We start from the raw sequence: 19,504 nt of genomic DNA, 5'->3' as shown, positions 1-19,504 counted from the left end.
TAACATAAATTTTTTTAATTACATATGGTATCGATACCATAAAAGCAGAAGAATATATACATCATTTTAATATAAATACATAGGAGCTGATAAGAAATGGTTCAACTAAGCGAAAGAAAGAATCCAGAAAGCGCTATAACGATGAATAAACAGTGGTGGAAAGAAGCAGTTGTATATCAAATTTATCCGAAAAGTTTTTACGATTCGAATGGTGACGGAATTGGCGACTTAAAAGGAGTTATTCAAAAATTAGATTACTTAAAAGAGTTAGGTATCGACGTTATTTGGCTAAGTCCAGTTTATCAATCTCCAATGGATGATAACGGATATGACATCTCTGATTATCAAGCCATTGCAGAAGAATTTGGCTCTATGGAAGATATGGATCTACTGATTGATGAAGCCAAAAAAAGAAATATAAAGATTATTATGGACCTAGTCGTTAACCATACTTCGGATGAACATGAGTGGTTCCTAGAATCAAAAAGTGATGTAAATCATCCGAAAAGAGATTGGTATATTTGGAAAGATGGAAAAGAAGATGGAAACCCTCCTAATAATTGGGAATCTATTTTTGGCGGTTCATGTTGGGAGTATGATGAACAAACAGAACAGTATTATCTTCATGCATTTTCTAAAAAGCAGCCTGATCTTAATTGGGAAAACCCTGATCTTCGAAATGCCGTCTATAAAATGGTCACATGGTGGTTAGAAAAAGGAATTAGCGGCTTTCGAGTAGATGCCATTACATTTATAAAAAAACGACAGGACTTTGCTAATTCGGATGGTGAAATGAATGTAATTGAAACAAATCAAGAAGGCATTCATGAATTTTTAAGTGAACTAAGTAAAGAAGCTTTTGCTTCACATGATATCTTAACTGTGGCGGAAGCTCCTGGAGTATCACACAAAGAACTGCCTATTTACGCGGGAGAAGAAGGACATTTTAGTATGCTTTTTGAATTCGATCATGTTGATTTAGACGTAGGAAAAAAAGGAAAATGGTATGAACCGCATAAGTGGAATCTGCTTGATTTCAAAAGAGCCATTTCTGATAGTCAAACATTCTATAACAATACGGGGTGGGGAGCACTTTATTTAGAAAACCATGACCAGCCTCGTTCTTTAAACAAATTTATTAAACCCGAAGATATAGGACCTACGTCAGCAAAAATGTTAGCTACGGTCTATTTTTTACTAAAAGGCACACCATTCATCTATCAAGGACAAGAAATTGGAATGACAAATGTAGAGTATCCGTCGATTGAGCATTACAATGACTTAGCTTCAATTGATCAATATCACTCTGCGCTGAAAGAAGGATTCTCAAAAGAAGAAGCATTAGCAGCAATTTGGAGACGCAGCCGTGATAATTCCCGAACACCTATGCAGTGGAATCATTCTCAATATGCAGGGTTTAGCCAAGGCACACCGTGGCTAGAGATAAATGCTAATTACTCTTCTATTAACGTTGAGAATGCTTTAAAAGATGATAATTCTTTATTTTATTTCTATAAAAATTTAATTAAATTAAGAAAAAGCAGTCCATATTCAGAGGTTATCGCTTTTGGTAAATACGAAGATTTGTTTGAAGATAGTCTACAAATCATGGCTTACGCAAGGGAGTTTAATAATAAAAAAATAGCGGTAATCGCTAACTTTGATCATAAAGAATTAGCTTTAAACTTAGATTTTACTATGAAAGAAGTTATTTTATCGAACTACGATCATTTGGAATTACACCCAAATCAACTAAAATTGCGACCTTACGAATCCATTGTTTGTGAGATTGATTCATCGTTTTAATCTCTTTTTATCACAAGTAACTCATTCACGTAAAGAAAGGCAGGGAGAAATCGGTTGAAAACATTAAAAAATCAACATCAAGAAAAAATTTCAAAGGCAATGAAGAGTGTGTTAAACGAGCAGGAGGCTGTTAATCAGAATTATTGGCGATTACAATACCATGTGTCTACACCGGCATATTGGATGAATGACCCAAACGGATTTTGCTTTTACAAAGGTGAGTATCATTTATTCTATCAGCATCATCCATACTCTCCCGAGTGGGGGCCAATGTTTTGGGGACATATAAAAAGTAGAGATCTCACTCATTGGGAACATCTCCCTATTGCTCTTGCTCCGAGTGAAGAATATGACCAAGATGGATGCTTTTCAGGAAGTGCAGTTGAAAAAGATGGAAAGCTTTATGCCATGTATACAGGGAATGTGTGGACGGGAGCTAACTATGATACGGATTTACGACAAGTTCAGTGTCTTGCTGTAAGCGAAGACGGCGTTCATTTTAATAAAGCAGCTCAAAACCCAGTTATTGATTCAGTGCCTGAAGGGAATATTCACCCTGATCATTTTAGAGATCCAAAAGTATGGAAGAAAGATGACTATTATTATTGTGTTCTTGGGTCACGCACGAAGGATCATGAGGGCCAAGTTCTTTTGTATCGTTCAAGAGATCTAATGGATTGGGAGTTTATAAATATAATGGCCAAAAGCCAAGGGAATCTTGGTTTTATGTGGGAATGTCCAGATCTTTTTAGTCTCGGCGGACAGGACGTGCTTGTCATGTCGCCTCAAGGAGTAAAACCAGAAGGGGATCTCTATCATAACTTACATCAAGCTGGATATGTAAAAGGGAAATTAGACTATCAAACGGGGCTGCTTCAACATGAAGATTTTCAACTTTTAGACTACGGGTTTGACTTTTATGCTCCTCAAACAACAGAAGATGAACACGGCAGACGAATTATGATAGCGTGGATGGCTATGTGGGAAAGCTGCATGCCTGAACAAAAATACAATTGGACAGGAGCAATGACTATTCCGCGTGAGCTTTCTATTAAACAAGGGAACATAATTAGTAAACCAATTCCAGAGCTTAAGCAGCTTCGTCAACATCACGTGCAGTATAAAAATATTATCGTTAGTGGAGAACAAGAACTTGCAGGTATTTCAGGTGATTGTTACGAACTTGAAGTGAAAATTAACGCAAAAGCCGCTTCAAAATTCGGAGTGAAATTGCGAACAGATAACGAAACTCACCAAGAAACGCTTTTAACCTATGATAGATTAGAAAGTTTGTTTATCTTTAATCGCGATAACTCAGGTGAAGGTGATGGAGGAGTAAGAAAAGCACCTGTTGGATTAAATGATAACCACCTGCATCTTCATCTCTTTGTCGATAAATCGTCCATTGAAGTTTTTATTAATGAAGGCGAGAAAGTGATGACGAGCAGAATTTACCCTGTAGAAAATGCAAAAGGTATTTGTTTCTTTGCTGATCAAGAAATTGAATTGATTACCTTAAGCAAATGGAACTTAAGTAAGGGCGTTTCCCCGCTGATGTTTAAAGGGTAATTAGATTCACTTGAAGAACAGGCTTCCTAGAGAGGTGCTGTTCTTTTTTATAGAGTCAAAACTCCCATTCGTTTTCAGAATTTATTAAATGTTTATACTCATTAAGAACAGGTAAATCAGTAGTAAACGATGCTTTCAAGGAGGAACACTGTTATGCCTTACAATTCATTAAAAGAATTGCCTGATGGAGTAAAAGATAACCTTCCTCATCATGCTCAGGAAATTTATAAAGAAGCATTTAACTCAGCGAGTGACGAATACAAAGAAGAAGCTACGGCGCATAAAGTTGCGTGGAATGCAGTAAAAACAAAGTACAAAAAGGATAGTAATGACAACTGGGTGAAAAAATAGCGAGAAAAGAGCTGAAGATCCGAACGATAAACCGTTCGGATCTTTTTTATTATGAGGGTGAATGTAGGTGCTTGTAGCCGTTAATTGGATAGCGAGGCCAAGACTCCTGCGGGCTCACTTGCCGCCTGCGAAAACCGAAGCCTTGCATGGAAATTAACAGCGGTGGAACAAGCAATTTCTACCTTGTTTATATCATTACTTATTCTTTTTCAGCTACGGTAAAGTATTGAACGCTGCTTTTAACGAGTACTAAGTCATTTGCTAAGTCCAATACTTTACTTTTATCTTCAAATCTATATTGTATGTAGTTCTTTGCACGAATAAGTGATTTAGTTTCAACTATATGACTGATTTCACCATTGATTAAATGAAACGTTACTTCAAACTTTTTCATAAGAAAACACCTCCATAATATCAATTTTTACTATTACCTCATTTCTAATACCATTTCTTTTGAACGTTTTTACAAAAGATTTCACGCAATCCATCTCTAACAATGGAATGTTTTAACCCTACCCAATTTTTGATATTGACAGATTGGCAATACTTTGTGAGACTTAATATACATAATGTTCATTAGTTTACATTATGTATAGAATATATGCTGATGATACAGGATAGTTTAAATAGTCCATCGTATGTCTTAATAAAAGTGATACAAGGAGATCAACTATGTCTAAAAAAACAAAAGTAGATCCTAGGATAAAAAGAACAAATAAATACTTAAGAGACGCTTTAGTCGAACTTCTTAAAGAGAAAGATGTCACGTCCATTACGATTCAAGAAATTACGGAAAAAGCGGAATTAACGCGAGGAACATTTTATTTACATTATCAAGATAAGCAAGACTTTCTTGTTCAGATTATGAATGAAGTTCTAGAAGAGCTAATAGAGCAGGTAAAGCCTAAACAAAATAACGAGGCTTCCTCAGAAGTGGAAGAAAAAGATGAGTCTGTTTCTTTTTTAAAGCTTTTTGAATTCATCTACGAACACGCGGATTATTTTAAAGTCATGCTAAGTGATCGAGGATTGCCTCAATTCAGAAGTCATATGACGGAAATTGTAAAGAAAAGAGTGTACGGAGAGCTAATCTCTTCGATTGGAGAAGAAGAGGATGGACTGGATATTCCTAAAGATATCCTGATTAGCTATATCACATCAGCTCATATAGGTGTCATTTGTTCTTGGTTAGAAAGCGATATGAAATTTAGCCCTGCATTTATGGCTGATAAATTAACCCGTTTAACCCTTCTAGGGCCAATTCGAGTGGCAGGTTTAGAAAATAAAATAAAGCTTCCTTACTGAAGCTTTATTTTTTAGTTTGTTCAAATAAAGATATTTTACAATCATGAAAGGCAGAAAGGAATTGTGGTATGAAAATAGAAAAACACTGGGGGATTTCTTTACTGGCAGTTTTAGCTATTGGTCCTGGTTTAATGTTAAACACGTCATTAAATTCTATACGTGACATTCTCCAACAAACGTTTCAAAATCAATCTTATATTTCGATAACACCGGTTTTAATAGGGGTTATAAGCTTTGCATTTTGTATTCCGTTTGGACCTATCCTTCGACACAAGTTAGGGGAGAGAAGGAATTATGTTCTTTCGATGTGTTTGTTTCTTGTAGGAGCTATCGTAAGTATTGCTTCTAACAGCTTCTTAGGAATGGGAATTGGTCGTTTTTTACAAGGGACAGGAACGGGTTTAGCACTTATGATGATGATTCCAATGCTGGTTCTTTCTTTTCCGATTCAGAAACGGAACTTGGCATTACTGATTCTTATTGGCGGGTTTTATGGCTCTAGCGTTGTGGGTATTTTTCTCGGAATGTTAGTGAAAAGCTACGGACACTGGAGATGGTTATTTTATATAGCGGCCGTACTTTCCTTACTGGGAATAGGTTTTAGCTACAAATTTTTAACAAATGATCATGCCAAGCAACAGCAAAAACATCATGAACCATTTGACATCATCGGTGTAGCGTTAATGTTTATGGTTACTGCATTTATTACGTTTACATTACTTAATCTCCAAAAATCAGGATGGGCATCTACTTATGTATGGATAGGCATAGTAGGAAGCATCATTTTTTTATGTTTTTTATTTATAGCAGAATGGCATATTAAAAATCCTTTAATTCCCTTTCGATTAGTGGCTTCTCGAAAACCAGCTCTTGCTATCCTAATTGCTGTTATAGGAAATATTAGTATGAGTCTCACTCTTTTATCTCTACAAGGATTGCTTAAAAGTGGATCTGGTTTTGATAAAGGAGAGATGTCACTGATCTATATCGGGCTTTTTGTGGGGATAGTAATTGCGGCCATATTAAGTGCCGTATTATATGATAAAGTCGGGCCGGGCGTATTAGGTATTATAGGAGCCGTCATTATTATGGGAGTAAACATACAGTGGATGTATGTGGACGGTCATGCTTCAGCTTTTCTCTTTGTTAGTAACTTCGCTGCTTTAATCGCAGGAGTAGGGTTCACGGTCGCTGCAGGTCTTATGGGTGCTGCTTTAGGCGGGCCTTTACCAAGTTTAGTCCCTCGAATGGTCACGGTTCAATTTATAAGAGTTACAGTATCGGCAGTCATCCCTGTAATCAGCAGTATTGTTTTTGCAAAGGTGTATAAAGATCACCTGGCGACAGTAAGCGCAGAGAGCCAGGTTGCCAGTAAAGAAAATTTTACTCAGTCTCTACATGTAAAATCTGAAATCATTACGTATCATACATTTTCTACGTTTTCGTGTGTATTGAGCATTGTAGTATTCATTCTCTCGTTTTTGATGGTCCTAACAGGTAAAGGACACAAGCTGGCTCATAAGCCGCATGATAAAGAAAAAAATAAAGAAAAGCTGAGTACCGAAGAGGTTCACAGTAAAAAAGCTATTCCCGTTTTTGAGCGTTCGCCTAAAGAGATTGTTTCGAATGGAGTCATTGGTGACAGCGAGTATAGAGAAGCTTTGAAAAAGTTTGGTCAGCCTAAACCTTCTCCCGATAAAATGCTGCATATGAGAGATCAAGAATATAGAAAAGCTCTTAAAAGGATGAAGGATATAGGACAATAAGTTAAACTGAAGAAATTGGAATAAAGAAGAGAAAGAGCAAACTCACGTGTAAGAGAGTTTGCTCTTTTCATTTCTACATGTACGCTTTACAGGTATGTTTTATGTAAATTAATAACTAATACAAAAAATACAGTGCAAATATAGCTGGAAATATGTATAATTATTTATAAAATAGAATAAAAATCCAAAAGGAGAACCTAGATGAATTCCTTCATAAAAGCAAGTATTGAATCCCTTGATACACAATTGAATATAATTCAAACTTGTATTAGTAGACTAGAAGATGATGACATTTGGAAAAAGTTCCGTCAAGAAACGAATAGTATTGGAAACTTGTGTTTACATCTTGCCGGCAGCGAATATGCATTTATCGCCAGCATAATTGGTGGTAAGCCTTTTATTAGACAGCGATCTAAAGAGTTTACTGACAACAGAGTAATGAACGCTGATCAGCTGATAGAAAATTTAATCCTTACACGACAACAAAGTAAAGAAGTTATCGGGAATTTTGATTTTAACGATTTAGAAAAATCCATACAAATGCCCTCTACAACAAGTACCTTAATTCCAGAACCAAGTAAAATACAGTCTTGCTTAAGTGTTATCTTATATGCCGTTGAACATTATGCCTATCATACGGGACAAATCGTTTATATGACGAAGCTGCTTCAAACGGAAAATGAACATATCTTAAAATGGAGACACTGAATTCAATCATTCTGTTCAGAACTATTAGTTATTCAAATGAATTTTCAGCTAGGATATTCTTCTGTTTAGGAGAATATCTTTTTAGTTGGCTCTGTTTGTGATTGTTGTTGAAGATTGACTTTTGAGAACGTGTGTTCTATAGTAGGTTTAAATATAAAAAATTAATGATAGAAGCTCAACTTCTATTACATTCAAAAATCACTATATATGTCAGTCCCAACAAAATAACAGAAACAAATTATAATTGTCGCGAGTGAACTGAGTTAGGTATATAGATATCATTATTTAGTATATTTTAGATAGAAACAGTGCTTATAGCTGTGTTACAATATTCCTGGATACAAAGTGAAAATTCATTTTTCTTTTGTGCAGGGGAATGGTATAAATATATGCCTTTCCTCTTTTCATTTTTTAGTTCTATCTTGCTTATTGAAAAAGCATATACATAAATGGGAAACAGTTTACATACGTAATTTAGAAATGAAATGGAGAGAGAGGTATCTGTGGAAAGAAACGAATTTAGAAGACAAAAAGCAATCCGGTCAAAAGAGAAGAGAAGGAAAAAGCTTAATCAGCACAATGTCTTAAACTTATTACTAATCTTTATATCGGTATGTATCGTTTGTCTGCTAATCAACTTATCATTGAGATAGAAAAAATTCACCAAAAAGAGTACGTAAAAGAGAGGAAGACAATTTAATATGAGTAATCAACAAACAGCAGCCGAAAGCTCTAACATCAAAGCGCTGCCGATTATTACGTCGTTTCTTATTGCCGGGTTTATCGGTTTATTTAGTGAAACAGCGCTAAATATGGCATTAAAAGAGCTAATTTCAGGCTTTGGTATTCACGAAACAACGGCACAATGGCTAACAACAGGGTATCTATTAACGTTAGGAATTTTGGTACCTATTTCAGGTTTTATTCTTCAGCGGTTTACGACGAGACAGCTTTTTATAGCATCGCTAATCTGCTCGATTATTGGAACATTTATTGCCGCTATCGCACCAACATTTGGGGTACTCATGATTGCCCGTGTCGTGCAAGCTGTGGGAACGGCCTTACTTTTACCGCTTATGTTTAACACAATTCTTGTTATTATTCCGCCGCATAAGCGTGGAAAGTCAATGGGAATCATCGGCCTCGTTATTATGTTTGCGCCAGCTGTTGGACCAACTGTATCAGGCTTAATCTTAAAAACATTAACGTGGCACTGGATTTTTTGGATTTCACTTCCGTTATTAGTGGTTGCCTTGGTGTTTGGAGCTTTCTTTATGCAGAACGTTACGACACCAACAAAGCCAAAAATCGATATGATTTCCGTTGTTCTTTCAACGATAGGTTTTGGAGGAATTGTATTTGGATTTAGCAGCGCTGGAGAAGGCGGGGGCTGGGGAAGTCTACAGGTTATTCTAACTCTTGTCATTGGAACGATCGCGTTAGTTGCATTCTCTATTCGTCAAACGAAGATGAAAGAGCCAATGTTAGACCTTAAAGCCTTTAAGTATCCAATGTTTACAATTGGTCTTTTATTAATTCTAGTCTGCATGATGGTACTGCTGTCTGCGATGATGATTTTACCTCTGTACTTACAAACATCATTAGCTTTATCAACCTTTGCCGCTGGCCTAATGCTTCTTCCTGGAGGAGTGATTAACGGAATTCTTTCACCAGTTATGGGCGGATTATTTGACCGTTTTGGTCCTAAATGGCTAGTTATTCCTGGTCTTGTGATTGTAGCCGGCACCATGTATGGTTTTTCAACCGTAACGCTGGAAACGTCAACAGGGTTTATCGTTGGATTACACATTGCGCTTATGATCGCCATTTCGATGATTATGATGCCCGCTCAAACAAATGGTTTAAACCAGCTTCCACCGGAGCTGTACCCGCATGGAACAGCGATTATGAACACCTTGCAGCAGGTTTCTGGAGCAATTGGAACAGCTGTTGGAATCTCGATTCTGTCATCAGGTTCAAGGAGCTTCCTTGAGACGGTATCAGATAAAATGGATCCATTAAACCAAGTTCTTGCCTTTACCAACGGTGTTCAACATGCGTTCGTCTTTGCGATTATTGTTTCAATTGTTGGATTGGTTATCTCGTTCTTTATCAAGAGAGTCAATGTTGAACAAAAAGCGCATTAATAAAAAAACACAGACCATTATAGATGGTTTGTGTTTTTTTTTGTGATAGGCGGACACTATAAGAAGAACTAGATGAAGTATATTGAGGTGAGTTCACTTATGATATCAAGAAAACACTTAGGATTTAACTTATCTATAATAGCAATTCCGTGGTTATCGTTGTTGTTTATAGGAAAACGCAGCATAAGACGTTATTCGTTAGCAGGGATTTTTATTATTATCTTTGAAATTATTAATCATTTGTATGGGCATCAGAAGAAGTGGTGGAAATTTTATGATAAAAAAGATTCGTTTATAAAAGATGAACTTCCTTTTAGCATTGGGCCTTATATGCCTCTTTCAATGTGGCTGCTTAAATGTTCATATGGAAACTTTAAGAAGTTTTTATTGCTGAATGTTATAGCTGATGGAATCTTTGCTTTTTACTTTATTGATGTTCTTAAAAGGTTGAAAATTGTAAGTTTAAACCGAATAAATCATTTTCAATTTTTTATCTACCTTCATTACAAAGCATATTTGTTATATGGAGTGCAGTATTTATTTGAAAAGGTGAAAAGATGGAATTAATCTTATCTTTTGCTTTTAAACCTAAAACTCACGATATAAACTATTACTAACGAAATAACAGCAGCAACACTAATCTTTATATAAGAAATCTCTAAAGTCCAAGGACCATATTGATTCGCGTTCAAATGATACATGGACCACCATTGGCCATCTTGCCCGTTAGAAAAAGAGAAGATGATCCATAGAAGGAACAAGAAAAGGAACCACACAAAAAAGACGATAATATTAGCGATTTTCTTATTTATTGGTTAGCCCTCCAACTTATAATTTATAGGTAATGTGCTTCTTTCTTATTATAGTAACAGTAATCGGAAAAACGTAAGAGGTTTTATTGAAAGAGGCTGAGTAATCTAATTGATGTCTGCTTTGTGTAATACTAAAATTAAACGTAGAAACCTAAAAACATATTTCTACATAAGTAGTAAAAGCATGGAAGGGAGGAGGAATAAATGAGTGATTTTGAGTTCTCTGAACGGACCTATACGATCTCTAACTTCAAACAAAATGGGTATGAAAAACTTGTTCTATCTAAATCAGTTGATGAAAATGAAGCTGAAGTCCCAGTTACAAGGCGATGGTTTTGGAGTACGGATATAGGAGAATGGGAAGAAGTTGAAATTACGATAGAGGGAAATAGTGAAAAGCCATATGAGGAATTTGTTGAAATGGCGGATTGTATATTGAAACAATTACATATCTATCTTAAAAGGTCATTCGAGTATTTAAAGCAGTTCATTTCTGCACAAAAATTTAGTGTCTATTATCTGTCCGCTGTAAGTTTTGGGCAGCTTTTAAATTTTGACGGACATATTCTTGCAGGATGTTCTTTAGCTTTTGTTTACGGCGATTATCCCAATGTATTTCAATATAAAGTAAAGTTCAACAGAAGCGGATGGCCTATTGGTTTTGAAGGTGGACCGCTATAAAGAGATAAGAGATAAAAGCAGAGAATTAACATATCAGTTTGTGACTATATATTTAGGGCGAATTTTTCAACAGCAGTTAAAGAGGGGAATGTATATTAAATGAGTGAATTCAATGAAAAAAAGACATTTGAAAAAGAGTTCTCAGAAGACGTAATTGACATAGCAGCGGTTACAGGTTCAGTAGGGATTGGTGCTGGAATGTCCAGTGAAGAGACGTTATGGACAGCATCAATTGATTTAATCGCATGGAAAAGTTTAGATGAAAATGAAGCTGTCAAAAAAGAAGAGATACAGCTTAGATGGCTAGTGGACGAGGAAGAAGTGGAAAAAGCAATGAATCTACTGCAAAGTAATACCGTTGTAAAGCTACAAGTACGTATGGGAACGGATTCAATGATGCTCGTTAACATTCTGGAACCAGAGTATGAAGACGGAGAGTTAGAAACGATAGTAAAAGAATCAGTAAAGCCGGTTTATTATCATGATGAGATATTTGGCAAGTTTACACTTGAAAAGGGTATTAAAGTTTTTGAAAGAAACATTGCTTGGGAGAATGAACAGCGCGAGCTGTATTTCGACTGGCATGAAGATGAAAGTATGATGAAATCTGCGCTGAAGACAGCACACACACTTTTTGGGGAGCAGGATAAATGGAGCCGGAAAATTAGAATGTATGCCGCAGCGGAACTGGTCGATTTAGCAAACGATTGGCTACAGGAAGAAGATGAAATAGAGGAAATTACAGAAGAAATGTTTATGGATTTTATGAGTTTAGACACTATATCCGTTTATCCAGAAGGTGATTTTGATTTTTATTTTTCTGATGGAGATATGTTTGCAGGACATAGTATCGTTGTAGAAGGAAATATAAATGGGACTTTTACTAGGGCTCAAATTGCAGGATAAATAGAGTGGTTGAATGATAGTTTAAAAACAATTATGTAGTGTAAGAGAAGGAGTTTATCCTTCTCTTTTTTTATTCAATCTTGTTTTTACTCTTTTTAGGGCTTGGAGCATATACGAATTACTATGCTGCTTAAACGGATTTGTATGAGTTTTTCGTGATAGTAAACGTTTACTATTAAATTATTCTGTGATAATTATATTTTTGCTGGAGTTTTTAACGATTAAAAGCAGTTTTTATCTTTATTTATCAGAAAATAAAAATTATATTGACAATTAACCGTTTACATTTTATGATTAATTACGTAAACGTTTACTATAAGTTTAAAGTTAAAAATTAAAACAACAAAGGGGATGTTTTTAATGAAAAACAAAGTAAAATGGAGTGGCGTATTTCCAGCAGTTCTTATCCCATTTAAGGACGATTATTCGATTGATGAAGAGGGCTTTCGTTCTTTAGTTCGCTGGGTTGCAGGTCACGAAGGGGTTAATGGAATTGTAGTAAATGGTCACACAGGGGAAATCATGACTTTACTACCTGAAGAACGTGCAGAAGCTGTAAGAATTGCAGCTGATGAATTAAAAGGACGTATTCCTGTTATCTCTGGTGTTTCAGCAGAGGGAACAATCGAAGCTATCCAACACGCGCAAGCTGTAGAAAAAGCTGGAGGAAGTGGGATCCTTCTTATGCCTCCGCATTCTTGGCTGCGATTTGGAATGCAAGAAGAATCACCAGTACAGTTTTTTAAAGACGTGGCAGAAGCGATCAACATCTCAATCGTTGTTCACCAATATCCAACTTGGACAAAAACTTCGTATACAACCAGCCAATTATTAGAAATGGCTGCGATTCCAAACGTTGTGTCTATTAAAGTCGGACAACGAGATATTGCACAATATGAAGTGGATATTCGAGCTCTAAAAAAGAATGCGCCTGATGTTTCACTGTTAACGTGTCATGATGAATACTTGTTACCTACTTTAGTTCAAGGAATCGACGGTGCATTAGTTGGATTTGGTTGTTTTGTGCCAGATTTAATCGCAGAATTAGTGAAATGTGTGAAAGATCAAGACTTAACGGCTGCGAATGCTGTGTATGACCGTATCTTTGAATTAAAGCAGGCTGTATATAAAATGGATGAACCTTCTTCTACTTCTCACTTGCGTATGAAAGAAGCGATGTATCAACGTGGATTAATTAGTAGTTCATTAGCGAGACGTCCAGTATTACCTTTAAAAGAAGAGGAAGTAGAAGAAATTCGTCAAGGCTTACTAAAAGTCGGATTATTAAAAGATGAAGTGAAAGCGTAATAAACATTGTAGATAGTGGTTGCAAGATTGCAACCACTATTCTTTAGTATTTAGGTGGGACTCGTTTATAATAGATAGATATACTTGACCCACGGAGGTATGTACTATGAGCGTAAGTATTAAGGACGTGGCACTTAAAGCTGGTGTGTCAACAGCTTCTGTCTCACGAGTATTGACAAATAAACCTGGTGTTGGAGCGAAAACCGCAGAGCGAATTCGTAAAGTAATGGAAGAATTAGATTATCGTCCTAATTTAGGAGCTAGAGGACTTGTTAAACAAAACACAGGAAATATTGCAGTTGTGGTTCCACGAGGATCATTTATTTTGAACAATCCATTTTTTTCAACCGTTTTAGAAGGAATAGCGAAAGGAATCGACCAAACAGACTATAATATGATGATGTCATTTACCTCTTCTCAACAGAAGAGGTTGCTTGAAACTCAAGCTGTAGATGGGGTTATTCTTTTTGCACCTAGAAATGAGGAGCTAAGTCTAGAATGGTTAGAAAGTATCCGATTACCGATTGTCGTAGTAGGGAGCTATTTAGAAGGGTCTCCTTTCCCATGCGTGCGACCGGATGATGAAGATGGTATCAAACAAGCAGTGGATGCTCTTTATCAGCTAGGACATCGGAATATCGGAATAGTAAATGGGCCGATGAGTTCCATGCATAGTGTCAGGTGTTTAAATGGATATAAAAAGAGAATGGATGAACTAGGTTTACCTTTTTCTTCTGAAAACGTATTTGAGATTGATGAGTTTGACGCTTTAAAAGCAACAACAGAAGTAGCGACATTTTTAAAGAAACATAGCAACATTACAGGGGTCGTTTGCTCATCTGATTATTTAGCCATCGGGGTTATTAAGGCAGCCAATATGCTTGGACTATCTGTACCCAAAGATTTATCAGTGGTTGGTGCAGATGATGTTCCAATTTCAGATTTTATTACGCCTGCTTTATCTACAGTGCATGTCGATTTATTAGGTATTGGTCAAAGAGCAACCTCGATACTGATGAATATGCTCGAAGGAAAACAGATTCGAAAAAAAGATGTCGTATTCAATATGGAGTATATTAACAGATCTACAACCGATAGTCCAAAACATAACTAAGATTCATACCTAGGCTCTAAAAAGATTTTAGAGTCTACTATTTGCTGCCTTTAACTGTAAACCCTTTCATTTAATTTCTGATTTAATAAGTTTTGTTTCACGTATCTTAGGGTGATTGTCATTCCGATTTGAGGGAATTGCTATTAAGGAGGATTTATGTATGAATACAGAATTGAACAGAAATTCTTCAGAACCCACTAAGAATATCAACTATGATCACGAAGAAATTGGTTTGTCTAATCGTGCTACCGAACTGCTTACACGGATAGAAAGCGTTCCCTTTTCACGTTGGCATATTAAACCGCGCGTAATTATGGGTTCAGCCACGTTTTTTGATGCTTTTGACGCGTTATCTCTGGCATTCGTTTTACCCGTGTTAATTGGAATATGGAATTTAACCCCTGGTCAAATCGGTATTCTTATCGGTTCTGGATATCTTGGACAAGCAATTGGAGCTATCTTCTTTGGGTGGTTGGCGGAACGATTTGGACGTGTCTATAGTGCTAAATGGACCATTTTTTTAATGTCAATCATGAGTATTGCTTGTGCATTTGCAGGTAATTTTCATGCGCTACTGTGGTTACGGTTTGTACAAGGTATCGGAGTAGGTGGTGAAGTTCCTGTTGCCGCAGCTTATATAAATGAACTTTCAGTTGCACAAGGGCGCGGACGTTTTTTTATGCTATATGAAATGATTTTCCCTCTTGGGTTGATGATATCTGCACAGATTGGTGCTTTAGTTGTACCTAGCTTTGGATGGAAGTGGATGTTTTTGATTGGGGGTATCGGCGGGTTAATTGTTTTTTTATTTTTCTTTAAGCTGCGTGAATCGCCTCGTTGGCTAATTTCAAAGGGCAGGTTTGACGAAGCAGAACGAGTAATTGAAGAGATTGAATCGAGTACAGATAAACGTATAGAAGCAAAAATTAGTGCACCTCAAGCTGTAGTAAAAGGCGATTGGAAAGAATTGTTTTCTCCTTTTTACCGGAGTAGAACGCTCATTGTCTGGACACTTTGGTTTTCTTCTTACTTTGTTGCGAATGGACTTAACAACTGGCTTCCAAGTTTATATAAAACAGTGTATAACCTTCCATTGAAGGAATCTCTACATGCAGCGTCATTAACGAATGTGATTCAAACAGTAGCTGTATTTGCGTGCGCTTTACTTATTGATAGAGTTGGACGTAAAAGATGGGCAACTATTGCTTTTCTAGTTGTAGGATTACTTTTAACAACGCTTTGGTTTAACGGTGCCAAATCTGCTGAAAGTGTTATGTATTTAGGTTCAGCAGCATACGGCGTTATGGGAACCATTACAGTTCTTCTCTATCTCTATACGCCAGAAATTTATCCAACACGTATGAGAGTACTTGGAATCGCGTTTGCAACAGCATGGCTGCGACTAGCTTCAGCTATTGCTCCTACGATACTTGGCTTTGTGTTAGGCGCTAAGGGAATTACCTCTGTTTTTGTTCTGTTTGCTTGTGTAGCTGCAGTAGGTGCATTTATGGCATTTAAGATGATTGAAACACGTGAAAAGGTTTTAGAAGATATTGCACCATAAAAGAGCAAGTTCCAAGAGGTAAGGTATAAATAAAAATGAACAGTGCAAGCCGTGTTTCGACTGACATGAAGAGGGAAATATGATGAAGTCTGCGATGAAGACAACACATATATTTTTTGAAGAGAAGGGGTTTATCCTTCTCTTTTTTTTTATTTAAGTTTATCATATATTCATTTTTGTAGGTTTGAAGCATCTCATTTCTTAGTAAGTATAACTTAAAGTGGGATATTAATATTATTAAAATTAGTATTTATATATTTAATTTTTTTATTAAATTAATTTAATTTTATTGTTTTTAATATTAAATAATTGTTGTATAATCAAATTAACTAAAAGAAGGGGATTTGATTATGGCTTATAAAGTACTTACAAATTGTCCTGTCTGCAGTGAAACGTTAAAAATTACAAAGCTGCAGTGCAGCCATTGTCACACGACGATTGAAAATGAGTTTGAATTATCTAAGCTGGCATCTTTATCGAGTGATCAGCTTCATTTTGTAGAAGTGTTTTTAACGTGCAGAGGAAATATCAAAGAAGTTGAGAAAGAACTGGGCGTCTCGTACCCAACCGTCCGAGGCAAGCTGACTGACATCATTTCATCTCTTGGATATGTAGAAAAGAAGAAAAACGAAGTAGATGAGAAAAAAGTTGTGTCTATGTTAGAAAATGGTGAAATTACAGCAGAAGAAGCCATCAAGCTCTTAAAAGAAGAATAGGGGGGATTTTTGTGAAAGAGGAAATTACAAAAGTGTTAACAATGGTTCAAGAAGGAAAAATTGATGCAGAAAAGGGATCAGAACTGATTCAAGTATTAAAAGAAAAAGAAGAAACAGGCAATAAGCTTTTGAAGAAACCAAATGCGTATTTAGATAAAACGTTAAAAGTTCGAGTTGTTTCAACTGAAAATGATAATGTGAAGGTTAATTTGCCAATAAAGCTTGTCAAGCTGGTATTAATGGCTGGACACAGCATCGCAGCAAGTATTCCTCAATCAGAAAAATATGTAAAAGATATAGATATAAACCTGATTGTTGAAGCAATTGAAAACGAGTTAGATGGCCAGATTGTTGATATTAAATCGGCGAACGGAGATACCGTTTCAGTCATCATTGAGTAACGGTGCGCTTATGATTCATGTAAAAGTGAAAACCAAAGAAGCTCGGTTTAGTATCCCAATTCCATATGCTCTTTTAAACGTTGCTATTAGCGTTGCTTTTTCGAAATTTATCCAGAAGCATATAGATAAATGGACAAAAGAACATTTTAAAAGAAAAGAGCTGAACTTTACTTTTCCGCTAATAGATAAAAGTGTGCTAAAGCCTATCGTCAAGGAACTAAAGAAACATAAGGGAATGGTGCTAGTAGATGTTAAAGCTACTGACGGTACGGAGGTAAGAGTTAAACTATAATTTAGTGTAAAGTGCAGTTGGCTTTAAAGAACTAAAATAAAAATGGCTCCGAGTGTCTGAGCTTATTTAATAAAAGGTCTTAAATATTTGAAAGTAGAAAAAAACTTCGGTTAGTTATACACACAAGTACTATCTAACAGTTGGGTATTCTCTATGTGTCCAAATAGAAGGAGCAAACTCTGGCGATACGGGATTGCTTCTTTTATTCATGTATACGCTTCTGTTTATAGGTCTTGAAATAAGTTTTGATACAAAAAAGGGCCTCAATTTAGCTCAGAATCATTAAGTATAGTTGCGTTTCAAAAACCACTTCACTTTTAGTAAGAACAACAAAGTTCACCCGTTATATTTTCCACCCCCGTGCTCATATCCACATAAAATCATGAATATGTTTTTAATAAGCCGTTAAGCGTTTCAACTAGCTGCAAAAAAATATAAAAATTTATGTTGACAGTAGGAGCATATGATTTTATAATTATCCTTAATTCAAGATATTTTAATTAAAGATTTTAAGATGATGAAAAAATAGGAGGAATAAAAAATGGTGAGTATTGGTTTACTGTTAATACGTTTGGTCATTGGATTATCTTTTATGGCTCATGGAACTCAGAAGTTATTTGGATGGTTTGGCGGCCACGGCTTAAAAGGAACGGGCGGATGGTTTGAATCTATCGGAATGAAGCCAGGCGTTAGAATGGCGTTAATGGCTGGTTTATCTGAGCTAGTAGGTGGAGCTTTATTTGCTGCAGGACTTCTTACGCCGCTTGGAGCACTTTTGATTGCCGGAACAATGGTTATGGCGATTGTGAAAGTACACGGTCCAAATGGATACTGGGCAACACAAAACGGATATGAATATAATCTTACGCTTTTAGTTGTAGCAATCGGTGTAGCTATTGCTGGACCAGGTTATTATGCACTAGATACGTTTATTTTCTAAAAGAGAAAATGGGTTGGAATAAGCAAGGTGCTTTTATTTTTTGATTAATATCTCGAATTCGAGATATTTACGATAAATAGTTGTAATTTTAAGAGGGATAACGAAACATATGACGAAAAATGTATCGAAGGAGATGGTAGTAATGAGTAAAAAAACAGCGGGTATTCATCATATCACGGCGATTGTAGGTCATCCTCAGGAAAATGTTGATTTCTATGCGGGCGTGTTAGGGTTACGCTTGGTCAAACAAACGGTAAACTTTGATGATCCAGGAACGTATCACCTTTACTTTGGGAATGAAGGCGGAAAACCTGGAACGATTATCACATTCTTTCCGTGGGCAAATGCACGACAAGGAAAAATAGGCGACGGGCAAGTTGGCGTAACTTCCTATGTGGTTCCAAAAGGTGCGATGGGCTTTTGGGAACAGCGATTAGCTAAGTTTGGAGTTCCAGCTACAAAGATGGAGCGATTTGGAGAGCAGTATTTAGAGTTTGACGATCCTCATGGTTTGCATCTAGAGATTGTGGAAAGAGAAGAAGGTGAAAAGAACATGTGGCAAGCTGGTGAAATTAATTCGGATGTTGCTATTAAAGGATTCGGAGGCGCTACGTTATTATCCGTTCGACCTGATGAAACAGCTCAATTATTAGAAAACGTAATGGGTCTACAAAAAGTAGGGCAAGAAGGAGATTTTATACGTTTTCAATCATCAGCTGACATTGGAAATATCATCGATTTAAAATTAACAACCATTGGACGCGGGCAAATGGGCGTTGGAACGGTTCACCATATTGCATGGCGAGCAAAAGATGATGAAGATCAGTTAGAATGGCAGAAATACGTAGCCGATAGCGGATACGGAGTGACGGCTGTTCGAGATCGAAATTACTTTAATGCGATTTACTTTAAAGAACACGGAGAAATTCTATTTGAAATTGCAACAGACCCTCCAGGCTTTGCACATGATGAGTCACTTGAAACAATGGGAGAAAAGCTCATGCTTCCTGAACAGTACGAAACCCATCGAGATCAAATTGAAAGAGCTTTGATTCCTTTTGAAGTGAGAGAATTAGACTGAATTTTACTGAAATAATTCCTTTAGTAATGGTAAAACG

19 protein-coding genes are annotated in these 19,504 nt (G+C 36.3%); 18 read left to right on the top strand and 1 reads right to left on the bottom strand.

Annotated features, from left to right (window positions below; genetic code table 11):
- The first annotated feature begins 96 nt into the window (after positions 1-96).
- The 3 genes from NST66_RS17735 to NST66_RS17725 all read left to right on the top strand — a co-directional run bounded on the left by NST66_RS17735 (position 97) and on the right by NST66_RS17725 (position 3,726).
- Positions 97-1,806 (top strand): alpha-glucosidase, encoded by a 1,710-nt coding sequence (locus NST66_RS17735; protein ID WP_340843611.1) that lies wholly within the window; start codon positions 97-99, stop codon positions 1,804-1,806.
- Between the two features lie 54 nt (positions 1,807-1,860).
- Positions 1,861-3,375, top strand: coding sequence for a glycoside hydrolase family 32 protein (locus tag NST66_RS17730; RefSeq protein WP_328172105.1), 1,515 nt, complete (start codon positions 1,861-1,863; stop codon positions 3,373-3,375).
- 153 nt (positions 3,376-3,528) lie between these two features.
- Positions 3,529-3,726 carry a ChaB family protein gene (locus NST66_RS17725; protein ID WP_033580050.1) on the top strand — a complete coding sequence of 66 codons (198 nt, stop codon included), beginning with the start codon at positions 3,529-3,531 and terminating at the stop codon, positions 3,724-3,726.
- A 199-nt stretch (positions 3,727-3,925) separates the two neighbouring features.
- On the opposite strand, the gene NST66_RS17720 is transcribed toward NST66_RS17725, so the two are convergent.
- The gene (locus NST66_RS17720; RefSeq protein ID WP_028414863.1) at positions 3,926-4,120 is read right to left on the bottom strand and encodes a hypothetical protein; all 195 of its coding nucleotides are present in this window, start codon (positions 4,118-4,120) and stop codon (positions 3,926-3,928) included.
- Positions 4,121-4,398: 278 nt separating this feature from the next.
- Here NST66_RS17720 and NST66_RS17715 point away from each other — a divergent pair, with 278 nt between their 5' ends.
- From NST66_RS17715 to NST66_RS17645, 15 genes are all read left to right on the top strand, one after another.
- Positions 4,399-5,031 carry a TetR/AcrR family transcriptional regulator gene (locus tag NST66_RS17715; protein WP_154992232.1) on the top strand — a complete coding sequence of 211 codons (633 nt, stop codon included), beginning with the start codon at positions 4,399-4,401 and terminating at the stop codon, positions 5,029-5,031.
- 68 nt (positions 5,032-5,099) lie between these two features.
- Positions 5,100-6,797, top strand: a complete 1,698-nt coding sequence (locus NST66_RS17710) for an MFS transporter (protein WP_340843610.1) — start codon at positions 5,100-5,102, stop codon at positions 6,795-6,797.
- A gap of 201 nt (positions 6,798-6,998) precedes the next feature.
- Entirely contained in the window at positions 6,999-7,505 is a 507-nt protein-coding gene (locus tag NST66_RS17705; RefSeq protein ID WP_340843609.1) for a DinB family protein, read from the top strand.
- Between the two features lie 701 nt (positions 7,506-8,206).
- Positions 8,207-9,652, top strand: a complete 1,446-nt coding sequence (locus NST66_RS17700; protein WP_154989945.1) for a DHA2 family efflux MFS transporter permease subunit — start codon at positions 8,207-8,209, stop codon at positions 9,650-9,652.
- Positions 9,653-9,751: 99 nt separating this feature from the next.
- Entirely contained in the window at positions 9,752-10,219 is a 468-nt protein-coding gene (locus tag NST66_RS17695) for a hypothetical protein (RefSeq protein WP_034267381.1), read from the top strand.
- Positions 10,220-10,668: 449 nt separating this feature from the next.
- Complete coding sequence (locus NST66_RS17690; protein ID WP_034267378.1) at positions 10,669-11,145, top strand: hypothetical protein; 477 nt, start codon at positions 10,669-10,671, stop codon at positions 11,143-11,145.
- A gap of 99 nt (positions 11,146-11,244) precedes the next feature.
- Positions 11,245-12,051, top strand: a complete 807-nt coding sequence (locus tag NST66_RS17685; protein ID WP_340843608.1) for a DUF2262 domain-containing protein — start codon at positions 11,245-11,247, stop codon at positions 12,049-12,051.
- Between the two features lie 360 nt (positions 12,052-12,411).
- Positions 12,412-13,359 (top strand): dihydrodipicolinate synthase family protein, encoded by a 948-nt coding sequence (locus tag NST66_RS17680; protein ID WP_028413776.1) that lies wholly within the window; start codon positions 12,412-12,414, stop codon positions 13,357-13,359.
- 106 nt (positions 13,360-13,465) lie between these two features.
- Complete coding sequence (locus NST66_RS17675; RefSeq protein ID WP_063247097.1) at positions 13,466-14,473, top strand: LacI family DNA-binding transcriptional regulator; 1,008 nt, start codon at positions 13,466-13,468, stop codon at positions 14,471-14,473.
- Positions 14,474-14,633: 160 nt separating this feature from the next.
- Positions 14,634-16,037: an MFS transporter gene (locus NST66_RS17670; RefSeq protein WP_034267369.1), complete on the top strand. Its 1,404-nt coding sequence runs from the start codon at positions 14,634-14,636 to the stop codon at positions 16,035-16,037.
- A gap of 350 nt (positions 16,038-16,387) precedes the next feature.
- Positions 16,388-16,753, top strand: coding sequence for a DUF2089 domain-containing protein (locus tag NST66_RS17665; RefSeq protein ID WP_028409887.1), 366 nt, complete (start codon positions 16,388-16,390; stop codon positions 16,751-16,753).
- A gap of 11 nt (positions 16,754-16,764) precedes the next feature.
- Positions 16,765-17,154: an SHOCT-like domain-containing protein gene (locus NST66_RS17660; protein WP_028414858.1), complete on the top strand. Its 390-nt coding sequence runs from the start codon at positions 16,765-16,767 to the stop codon at positions 17,152-17,154.
- A 10-nt stretch (positions 17,155-17,164) separates the two neighbouring features.
- Positions 17,165-17,446, top strand: a complete 282-nt coding sequence (locus NST66_RS17655; protein ID WP_028409889.1) for a hypothetical protein — start codon at positions 17,165-17,167, stop codon at positions 17,444-17,446.
- Between the two features lie 541 nt (positions 17,447-17,987).
- On the top strand, positions 17,988-18,386 hold the full coding sequence (locus tag NST66_RS17650; protein ID WP_013084346.1) for a DoxX family protein: 399 nt from the start codon (positions 17,988-17,990) through the stop codon (positions 18,384-18,386).
- Positions 18,387-18,528: 142 nt separating this feature from the next.
- Positions 18,529-19,467, top strand: a complete 939-nt coding sequence (locus NST66_RS17645) for a ring-cleaving dioxygenase (protein ID WP_340843607.1) — start codon at positions 18,529-18,531, stop codon at positions 19,465-19,467.
- Positions 19,468-19,504 lie beyond the last annotated feature (37 nt).

Origin of the sequence: Priestia sp. FSL W8-0524, from assembly GCF_038005965.1 — a bacterium.
GTDB classification, from domain to species: Bacteria; Bacillota; Bacilli; order Bacillales; family Bacillaceae_H; genus Priestia; species Priestia zanthoxyli.
Note: the sequence above shows the minus strand (reverse complement) of the source record. Positions and strands in the feature narration are given on the sequence as shown.